Source organism: Halobacteriovorax sp. (assembly GCF_041587335.1).
Classification (GTDB): Bacteria; Bdellovibrionota; Bacteriovoracia; order Bacteriovoracales; family Bacteriovoracaceae; genus Halobacteriovorax.
In genome coordinates, this window is sequence record NZ_JBFGYP010000001.1 from 110,269 (window position 1) to 117,430 (window position 7,162).

A 7,162-nucleotide genomic window follows, 5' to 3' on the forward strand; every position below is an offset into this window, starting at 1 on the left:
CAAGGCTTATGGATACAGAACAGAATACTGAAGAACTTTCAAACAGTGAATGTATTGCATCTAACGAGGTGGTTAGCAAAGTGACAATTGGAGAATACCTACGTTTAGCACGAGAAGAAAGAGATCTTTCTCTTAAGGTGATTTCGCAACATACTAAGATTTCTGTAACAATTTTAGAGAATATTGAAAATAATTGCTTTGATAAACTTCCGAGTAAAGCTTATGTAATCGGCTTTGTTAAAAGTTACTCTAAAACAATTGGTTTAGATGAAGCAGAATGCCTCAAGCTTTTAAATGAAGCCTATGGATCTACTAGTGAAACGATTGCCAAAAGTGCACCGACGCCACTAGAAGGAGTTCCTCCAACGAACCCACCTGTTGAGTCTAGTTCTTCGAGTAAAGAGATACCTACTCAGTATTTAACAATTGCTGGTGTATTTGTTGCCTTAATTATTCTTTTTGCAATTGTTATCAACAATACAAGTACACAACCTGGTGAAGAGATAGCAACAGAAGAAAACACAAACTCTATTGAGGTTGCACAAACTCCTTTAGTTGATGTTAGACCACAAGAAGTATCAGAGAAGACACCTTTAACTGAAGAAAGTGAGCCCCCTGTTGAGTTAGTAGAAGAAAGTACACCTGAGGAAACGGAAACAAGTACTGTTGAAGTAAAACCAGTTGAAAAGAAAAAAGAAGAAGTTAAGACCGAAGCTAAGCCTGCTACAGAAGAAGAAAAGAAAGTTGTAACAGAAGAAGAGAAGAAAGAAGATAAAGAGATTAACCTAAGAGCGATTCCTCTTCCACTTTATGAAGTAACGAATGATGAAGAGGCCTACACTCACCTACCAGAAAATATAAAAGCGTCTTTAATACAAGGTAAGCAAAATATTTTTATTTCTGCAGTTGATGGAGACACTTGGATTACTTACAAATCAGATGATGGAGATATTAAGAAGTTTGTCTTAAGTAAGGGAAGAACTCTTTTAATTAGAGGTGATGTTGTTAGAGTCTTTCTTGGTAATATAAACGTTGCTCAAATTTTCTTAAATAATAAAGCTCTTAAGATAACGTCTCGTTCTGGCGTTAAGTCTCTAGTATTTCCTCAAGAGAAAGCCGTTGATTACAAGCTCCCTCTTTTCTTATATCCAAAACCTGGTCAAGTTATCACTTCGTCAGAATACGAAGAATCAATTACTAACTAACCCAGTCTAATTTACGATAGAAATAAACGCCGACCATTCCTGCAAGAATGGTTGGTAGAAAAACCACTAGATATCCTGGAACCATTCCTTTCCTAGCAAAGCTCACTCCTAAGAAAAACAAAGAATAGTATGAAAGTAATACAGCGAGAGCTCTTCCAGATGTATTTTTACTCTTTCCTCGTCCATGCTTTATCCCTAAAGAAAAACCAACAAGGATAAAAACAAAACATAGAAATGGAGTATTAATTCTAGACCATAATTCAAGCTTTGTTTTGGCCATTGATTTTTCAGTTTCTCTCCAAGAAAGGTTCTTTGCCCTTGCTCTCTCCGTGGCCAATCGAATTTCCACAGACAACTCAGCGTTTGTTCTCATTCCATCTTTAGTAACAAAATGATTTATTGCTCCACCTGAGGCCAATGGAAAGTCATACTCTTTAAAAAGAATCTTCTCTAAGTCCTTATGCGTATCTTTAAACCTCTTTACAATGGTTCCGTCAGTAAGATGTAGTCTTACGCTTGGGATAGACCATTCCTCATTTTGAATCTTTATTAGAGCACCTTCTTTAGCTGTAACGACCTGCTCCAATAAATTTCCTTTCCCCTCTTGCTGTATAAATACATTATACATTTTACGGCCCTTATCAATAACCGTGTCAGCAAAGAGGGTCACTCCAGCAACCTCTGTGAAGAACTTCCCTTCTTTTATGTCAGTTAGGACACCTCTAGAAGTTAGTCTCACTATCGTATTTTTAAATTGAGTTTTAGATGCCGGAATTACTTTATTATTCAAGGAATAGACACAAGTACCGATAAATATAGCCAATACAAGAAAAGGAAGAAAGAGTTTAAATTTGGTCATGCCAAATGAGCGCATAGCAACTATCTCGGAGTCATCACTTAGCTTATTAAGTGTGTAGATTGTTGCAAAAAGACACGAAAGTGGAACGGCCATTGGAATGAAAGAGATTGAGATATGACCCATAAGCTCAAAAACAAGACTCCACTCTACACCCTTACTTATAACGATTTTAATGATTCGAAATAATTGAAATGTGAGCAAGAATGCCACGAAGAAAAATAAGCTCATTGCAAATGGAGCTATGAAGTTAACTGCTAGGTAGCGCTGAATGAGTTTAAGCATGAACTATTTAACCTTCTTCAATTTTGGCATTCTAATATGATCATGATAGTTTAACTCGCGAAGATTTATTACACAACTAATGACCCTACGGGTCGAACAATATAAAGGAGAATTCCATGAAATACACTCTTAATCTTGGGGCAAAAGAATTTTCTAGCGATACTCTCGTATTAGTATCTGCTTTTGAAAAGACTGTTGAAGCTAAAGGAAAGAAGAAAGAATCTAAGGCCATCGTAAATACTCACTGGTCTAAAGAGTTAAAAGCTTCTTTTGAAAACATTAAAACTGCAGCTGATTTCACTGGTGCAGCAACTAGTACATATACATTTCACCTAGAGAATGGAACAACAGTTCTTGTATATGGTCTTGGAGAAAAGAAAGAAGTAACTTTCGAAGATCTAAGAAACCACTCTGCTACAATCTTCAAGCAACTTGCTACAACTTACAAAGAAGTAGCAATTCAACTTGATGGATTCACAATCAAGAACAAGGCCGATGAATCATTAAATGCAATAGTTGAAGGTATCTCGCTTGCAGATTACAAGTTTGACCGTCACTTCAAGACTCAAACTCCTGCAAAGCTAACAGAAATTACTTTTGATTCTGCAGCAAAGAAAACAGGTCTTAAGAAACTACAAAAAACTCTTGATGATACTTTAGTTGTAACAGAGTCAATCAACGTTGGTAGAAACTTTGTAAACGAAGCACCAAACATCTTAAGAAGTACTACTTATGCAAAGGAAGTTCTAAAAGATATTAAGGGAACTAAAGGTGTAAAAACTAAAGTTCTTGGAAGAGCAGAACTTAAGAAAGAAAAAATGGGATTATTCCTATCTGTAAATGATGGTTCAGCTTATGAGCCTCAATTAGTTCACTTAACTTATACTCCTACTAAAGTAACTAAGAACACTAAGCACATTGCTCTAGTTGGTAAAGGACTTGTATTTGATACAGGTGGATATTCATTAAAGCCAGGTGGTTCAATGGTGAATATGAAATTTGATATGGCAGGATCTGCAACTGTTTACTCTGCATTTAGAGCAGTAGCAAAACTTGGTCTTGACGTTAAAGTTACTTGTATCCTTGGTATGACTGATAACGCTGTAAACGAGCATGCAACAATGCCAGATGCAATTGTTAAAGCTAGAAACGGTTTATCTGTTGAAATCTTAAATACAGATGCTGAAGGTAGATTAGTACTTGCTGACTGTTTAGATTATGCTTCTGACTTAAAGCCAGATGCAATTATCGACTCTGCAACTCTTACTGGAGCAGTACTAGTTTCTCTTGGTAATCAAGTTTGTGGAATCATGGGTAACAACCAAAAACTTACAGACACTCTTTTAAAGTCAGCGAAAAACACTGATGAGTACATGTGGCAACTTCCAATCATTAAGGAATTCCACGATGATATGAAATCTCCTGTAGCTGATCTTAAAAACATTGGTGGTTCAAGATTTGGTGGATCGTCTAAAGCGGCAGCATTCCTATCAAACTTTGTTAAGAATGATATCCCTTGGGCACACCTTGATATCGCAGGAATTGGTGACAGCCAAGGACACAAGTCTTACTGCCCAACAAAAGGTGCATCAGGACTTATCGTTAGAACTCTTGTTGATTACTTAAAGAAAGCATAATTTCCATAGCGCCCAGTTAATCCTGGGCGCTTATATACTTACCTATGAATAAACCAAATTTTAAAATTGTATTAGTCGCCCCAGAGATTCCAGGAAATACCGGATCAATTGGAAGAACGTGTGCAGCTCTAAATCTAGAGTTGATACTCATTCACCCACTAGGATTTGATATCTCTGAAAAGGCCGTAAGAAGAGCAGGTCTTGATTATTGGGACTCAATTAAGATAAGTGAATATCAAAACTTTGATGAGTTTCTAGAAAATGAAAATCCTGAGCTATCAAAGCTCTTCTTTTTTACTAAGACAGCAAAGAAAAATATCTTTCAAGAAACAATTGAAGAAGATTCCTATTTAATATTTGGAAGTGAGAGCAAAGGCCTCCCAAAAGATATTCTAGAAAAGTATGCTAACAACTCTGTTAGCTTTCCAATCTTAAATGAAAGTATAAGGTCTTTAAATCTAGCGAGTATCGTAACTGCTGCTGGTTATGAAGTAATAAGAAAGATTAAATTCTCTTAAGCTAAAAAAAAGGGCCGCACAAAGCGACCCTAAGATATTTTATAAATTTTAAAATTAATTAGAACTTATAAGTCATCCCTACTCTTGTCATTAAGTTATCAAGAGCAAGAACACCTTGCTTAGATTGAGTCGCTGTAGCTCTTGAAGCGGCTGTAGTTCCAACAAAACCATCGATAGTTAAATTACCAAAAAGAAGTGATGCTCCAGCATTAATAGCTGTACTACTTCCAATTGAAGTTTCACCATCAGTCATTGAACCATTGTAACTAGAAAGAGCCAATCCTTTTAGAGTATCAACTACTGCAGCACCATTTGAATAAGTTCCGTTAACAACCTTAGAAAGTCTTTTTGATTCAGCTGTTCCCATTAAGTTATGAGAAACAGATCCTCTAAGCATTAACCAAGAAGTTGCTTGTGCTTCATAAGTAGCAACTAAAGGAAGTGCTCTTCTTGTAAGTTCAGACTTATCACCTGAAGCATATTTCATCTCAACATTTAAAACATTATAAACAGCCTTAACAGTTACTGTATCAGTTGAATTAATCTTGTGAACCTTTCCTGCACCTAGGAAATATCTTGAGAATCCACCTTCAGACTTTACACCAGCAGACTGGTTACCACCAATCTGATCCCAATCAAATTGCTTATATGAAGCATAAACTTTGTAATCTTTTAGCTTGTATGAACCACCTACTTGAAGCCCTAACTTTCCATCAAACTTAGAAGGAACGGTTAAGTTTTTCTTTTCAGATTCTGAAGCAAGAGAAACATTTACATATCCTTCCCAAGCATCTGCTTGAGCACCAAGTCTCACAGCCATAGCTTTGTCAGTAGAGTGAGTAGCTCCAGTTGTTTCTTTCTTATCATCAGTGTAAACAAGGTTTGCACCCCATTTAATCCCAGAAGCTAGTTCAGACCCAATAAACAGGTCTAACTGATTATCAGCAGTTGCTAAATATGTACCAGTCGGAGAAGCAAGAATTCTTAAAAACGAAGAAACGTTTGATTCGTTACCAAGATAAACTCCATACACGAAGTTTCCAGATCTTTTTAAAAACCCACCCATTGCTTTAGGGTCTGAGTCTTGATCAAGAGTTCCACCAGAAGTTGCTCCAGTTCCACCCCATTCTAACATCATTGTGTCAGCATAGTTATTAATATAAGAAGCGTTAGTAAAGATTGATCTCGAATCTTCAATAAAGTAATGATCTTCAACCTCTTCACCTAAAGCTAAAATCCTAGCCTTTGAAGCTAGAGCAGCTGTAGAAGTCAATCCCATAACTACCGCAGCACTTAATCCTAAAATCTTTTTCATCCAATTTTCTCCTGAAAAAGTTAATATTATTTTATTCAAATTTTTGTTCTATTAATATTGTGTTGGTTATTTGTAATACTGTCAAATTTTTCCGAAAGATAAGTGTCGTAAAAGAAACAATAAAAAGAAAGAATATCGCTTGTTTAAACCAAAAAAAAACCCCGCATAAGCGGGGCCTTTATTATTTAAATTATTTTGTAATTTAAATTAGAACCAGTAAGTAACACCAACTCTTGTAAGCACGTTATCAAGTGCAAGAGTTCCGTTTTCAGACTGAGTTGCAGCATTTCTAGCATGGCTAGTTGTACCGATAGAACCGTCAACTTTAAGTTTACCAAAGTTAAGAGTTGCACCAGCACTTACATCTGTAGTTGAGTTTGACTGCTTATAGTTGTTACCTGCAGTAGTTGCACCTTTCTTCTCTTCGTTGTTAATTAAAACACTTTGAGTAACAGACCCTCTAAGAGTTAGCCATGAAGTTGCATCAGCTTCGAAACCTAAAGTAAGTGGTAATGTACTTGTAGTTGTTTCACTTTCAGTAGCTGTCGCTGGCTTAGTTTCTTCTTTTGTAGATACATATGCTAGGTCCATATTTAATCTTGCAGTTGAAGATACTTCATGAATTCTACCAACACCAACAGTCATAGTTGTTTCAGTGTACTCAGTTGCAGTTGCTGTAACTGTTTGCTCATAACCAGCTTTATCGTAATCAGCAAATACTGTCATTCCCATTACATCGTAAGAAAGACCAAGGTTTAAAGAGTTTGCTTCAAACTTATCCGCTGCAAGTGCTCCACCTTTAGACTCATCAGAAAGAGTCATATTTGCGTAACCTTCGATATCACCCATTGCCATACCAAGACCTAGACCAAAGTTATCATGCTCTGTCTTGATTCCACCAGTTGGCTCTGAAGTTCCTGCTGCATAATGAAGTCTTGCTCCCCATTGAACACCCATGTCTCCACCAAAGAATAAATCTAAAGCGTTGTCATGTGACTGGAAAGAACCTGTATTTCTTGCTGCATTTTGAGCATCAATTTGAGATCCCATATATACACCGTAGTTAAACGATCCCATCTCTCTAAAGAATCCACCTTCTGCATGTGGAGCAGTTGTTGAATCATCAGTTGTGTTTGAAGCTGTACCCCATTCAGTAGTGATGTAGTTTTTGTGAGTGTTTACTTTAGAAGCATTTCTAAAAATGTTTCTTGCATCTTCAACGTAAAAAGAACCTCTATCGTCGTTTTGACCAAGAGCTTCTAATCTTGCTTTTGAAGCGAATGCACTAGTTGAAAGTACTGCTAAACCTGTTGCGATTAGGATTTGCTTTTTCATCCAATCTTCTC

General features: G+C 36.6%; 6 protein-coding genes. 3 read left to right on the top strand and 3 right to left on the bottom strand.

Annotated elements, in window-relative coordinates:
- The first annotated feature begins 8 nt into the window (after positions 1-8).
- On the top strand, positions 9-1,205 hold the full coding sequence (locus ABX784_RS00495; protein ID WP_372651308.1) for a helix-turn-helix domain-containing protein: 1,197 nt from the start codon (positions 9-11) through the stop codon (positions 1,203-1,205).
- On the opposite strand, the gene ABX784_RS00500 is transcribed toward ABX784_RS00495, so the two are convergent.
- A complete protein-coding gene (locus ABX784_RS00500) occupies positions 1,198-2,346 on the bottom strand; it encodes an LptF/LptG family permease (RefSeq protein WP_372651311.1) in 1,149 nt (382 codons plus the stop codon). The genes ABX784_RS00495 and ABX784_RS00500 overlap by 8 nt on opposite strands.
- A 116-nt stretch (positions 2,347-2,462) precedes the next feature.
- Here ABX784_RS00500 and ABX784_RS00505 point away from each other — a divergent pair, with 116 nt between their 5' ends.
- Positions 2,463-3,983: a leucyl aminopeptidase gene (locus tag ABX784_RS00505; protein WP_372651313.1), complete on the top strand. Its 1,521-nt coding sequence runs from the start codon at positions 2,463-2,465 to the stop codon at positions 3,981-3,983.
- A 44-nt stretch (positions 3,984-4,027) separates the two neighbouring features.
- A complete protein-coding gene (locus tag ABX784_RS00510) occupies positions 4,028-4,501 on the top strand; it encodes a tRNA (cytidine(34)-2'-O)-methyltransferase (RefSeq protein WP_372651316.1) in 474 nt (157 codons plus the stop codon).
- Between the two features lie 58 nt (positions 4,502-4,559).
- Here ABX784_RS00510 and ABX784_RS00515 read toward each other — a convergent pair whose 3' ends face one another.
- A complete protein-coding gene (locus tag ABX784_RS00515) occupies positions 4,560-5,816 on the bottom strand; it encodes a hypothetical protein (RefSeq protein ID WP_372651318.1) in 1,257 nt (418 codons plus the stop codon).
- Positions 5,817-6,023: 207 nt separating this feature from the next.
- Positions 6,024-7,162, bottom strand: a 1,139-nt coding sequence (locus tag ABX784_RS00520) for a hypothetical protein (RefSeq protein WP_372651320.1), incomplete at its 5' end; no start/stop codon positions are given.

What these genes read in the sequence shown, in the direction of transcription:
- ABX784_RS00495 (WP_372651308.1), top strand. Translation starts at nt 9, where the DNA reads ATGGATACAGAACAGAATACTGAAGAACTTTCAAACAGTGAATGTATT.
- ABX784_RS00515 (WP_372651318.1), bottom strand. Translation starts at nt 5,816, where the DNA reads ATGAAAAAGATTTTAGGATTAAGTGCTGCGGTAGTTATGGGATTGACT.
- ABX784_RS00510 (WP_372651316.1), top strand. Translation starts at nt 4,028, where the DNA reads ATGAATAAACCAAATTTTAAAATTGTATTAGTCGCCCCAGAGATTCCA.
- ABX784_RS00500 (WP_372651311.1), bottom strand. Translation starts at nt 2,346, where the DNA reads ATGCTTAAACTCATTCAGCGCTACCTAGCAGTTAACTTCATAGCTCCA.
- ABX784_RS00505 (WP_372651313.1), top strand. Translation starts at nt 2,463, where the DNA reads ATGAAATACACTCTTAATCTTGGGGCAAAAGAATTTTCTAGCGATACT.